This is a genomic window from Streptomyces sp. W16, assembly GCF_033194735.1.
GTDB lineage: Bacteria > Actinomycetota > Actinomycetes > Streptomycetales > Streptomycetaceae > Streptomyces.
In genome coordinates this window covers 1-2535 of record NZ_JAWOAI010000869.1, presented here as the reverse complement: position 1 = coordinate 2535, position 2535 = coordinate 1, and the positions used below count along the sequence as shown (strand labels likewise).

The window sequence follows — 2535 nt, the reverse complement described above, 5'->3', positions numbered from 1 at the left end:
CCCCGCCCTGGAGGTACCGGAGGGCACCGGCCCACTGGAGGAGGCGCTACGGCTGCTGGGCCGGTCGCCGGAGGTGTGGCCGACGCCCGCCTGACCGGACCGGGACCGGATGTGCCGCGTCGGGCCCGCACGGCGGCCGGGCACAACGCGGCACACCGTCAACAAACGGGCACACAGGGGGACTTGGCCATCTCGGCGTCACGCGGAATTCGCGATTCAGTGCAGCCGGAGGGGAGCCATAGCAAGCGCTTGTCGCTACATTTTGACATGACCGCTGCATCACCCTCCCCCTCTGTCACTCCGCAGGAGGCACTTCCCCATGCGCAGACTTCTCGCCTGTCTGGCGGCCGCTGCCGCGGCCCTGGGCGGGATCACGCTGGCCGCCGCCACTCCGGCCGCCGCCGCAACGTCGGGCAGCTTCAGCGTGCTCACGTACAACGTCGCCGGCTTGCCGGAGTGGTTGTCCAGCGCCTCGACGCCGCGCGACACGAGCACCACCGAGATCGGCACGCGCATCGCCCCGTACGACATCGTGAACGTGCAGGAGGACTTCAACTACCACGCCTACCTGTACTCCACCGACACCCACCCCTACCGCACCGCGACCAGCGGCGGCGCGGGCATCGGCAGCGGGCTCAACACCGTCTCCAACTACGCCTGGGACGGCGACGACTTCGAGCGGGTCGGCTGGAACTCCTGCCAGGTCGACTCGGGCGACTGCCTGACCCCCAAGGGCTTCACGTTCATGCGCGAGCGCCTCTCCGAGGGCGTGTACGTCGACTTCTACAACCTGCACACCAACGCGGGTACGAACGACGGCGACGAGGCGTCCCGCGCGGACAACCTCAGCCAGCTCACCACGTTCATCCAGTCCCACTCCGCGGGCAACGCGGTCGTCGTCATGGGTGACACCAACACCCGCTACACCCGCACCGCCGACACGATCGCCGAGTTCGGCGCGGCCAACGGGCTCACCGACGCCTGGGTCAAGGTGATCCGCGGCGGCGTCGCACCGGCCAAGGGCAGCGACACGCTGCTGTGCGACCAGACCGGGGCCACCGTGCCCAACACCTGCGAGGTCGTGGACAAGGTCCTCTACCGCAGCAGCAAGCTCGTGACGCTGAACGCGACCTCGTACAACAACGAGCACGCCAAGTTCCTCACCTCGGACGGGCTGATGCTCTCCGACCACGACCCGATCACGGTCGGCTTCACCTGGTCGCAGAGCGCGGACTACCAGCTCAGCGAGCAGTTCGGCGGCCCGCACGGCGACTACTACCAGGACATCGACAGCGTCCCGGCCGCCGCCCGCGCCACCAAGATCTCGCTGCGTGCCGGCTCCCGCGTCGACCAGGTCGGCATCACCCTCGCCAACGGCACCACACTCACCCACGGCGGGACCGGCGGCACCGCGTCCTCGCTGACGCTGGGCAGCGGCGAGTACGTGACGACGGCGTACCTGTGCGAGAGCAAGTACAACGACACCACGCGGATCTTCTACGCCAAGTTCACCACCAACCTGGGCAACACCCTGGCCGGTGGCACCACCACCTCGGACTGCGTGACCCGCACCGCCCCGTCCGGCTGGCAGATCGCCGGCTTCCACGGACGCTCCGGCGACGAGCTGGACAAGGTCGGCTTCATCTACACGAAGCGCTGACCCGCCCCACCGCATCACGTCCGTCCGCCGGATCACCCGCTGTCGCGGGTGGTCCGGCCCGGTGCGCTCCGGCCGCCCTACGCGAACGCCGGGGGCACCAGCCGTCCGCGCGAGATGAGCGAGGTGGCCTGCTTCAGGCGGTGCACATGGATGCTCACGGCGTAGCCGTCGATGCCGGGGACCGCGGCGACCTTGGTGGTCAGGTAGCGGTACAGGTCCTCCGTGTCGCGGCTGATGACGACGGCCATCACGTTGGAGTCGCCGCTGATGGCGGCGGCGAAGGCGACCTCGTCGTGGCCCGCGATCTCCTCGCCGACACCTTCGAGGCGGGCCGGGGAGACGCGCAGCCACAGGGTGGCGTTGAGCGCGAACCCGAGCCGTGCGGCGAGCAGTTCGACGTCGTAGATGAGGGCACCCGAGTTCTCCAGGGCGTCGAGGCGCCGGGCCACCCGAGCCGTGGACCAGCCGGTGACGTCGGCGAGTTGGGTGTGCGTGGCGCGCCCGTCCTCCGCGAGCGCGTCGAGCAGCGGGGTGTCCTCGTCGGTGAGGCGCGCGGGTGGTCCGGTGGGGGCGGAAGGCCGGTCGCCCACGACGTGTCGTACCTGATCGGGCGTGAGGTGGCCGCCATAGCCCGTCCAGTCGCTTCTGCCCGACGTGCCGAAGGGATGGATGAGCAGGTCGATGCTGACGTCCAACACCGAGGCGGACTTGGGCAGTTGGCGGAGCAGGACGTCGTCGCGCGGCACGTGGACCGGTGCGCTGATGACGCAGATGATCTCCGAACCGCCGGACGCCAGTCCCGCGTAGGCGATGTCGGGCCGGCGGGTGAGCACGTCGGCGAGCGGGCCGACCCGGTCGGGGCGGCAGCGGATCCG

2 protein-coding genes are annotated in these 2535 nt (G+C 70.1%); one reads left to right on the top strand and one right to left on the bottom strand.

Annotated features, from left to right (window positions below; all coding sequences use genetic code 11):
- Positions 1-319: 319 nt before the first annotated feature.
- Positions 320-1660 carry a jacalin-like lectin gene (locus tag R6V09_RS50700; RefSeq protein WP_317888182.1) on the top strand — a complete coding sequence of 447 codons (1341 nt, stop codon included), beginning with the start codon at positions 320-322 and terminating at the stop codon, positions 1658-1660.
- A 77-nt stretch (positions 1661-1737) separates the two neighbouring features.
- Here the strand turns inward: R6V09_RS50700 and R6V09_RS50695 are convergent.
- The coding region (locus R6V09_RS50695) for an Lrp/AsnC family transcriptional regulator (protein ID WP_317888181.1) at positions 1738-2535 on the bottom strand (798 nt) is incomplete at its 5' end.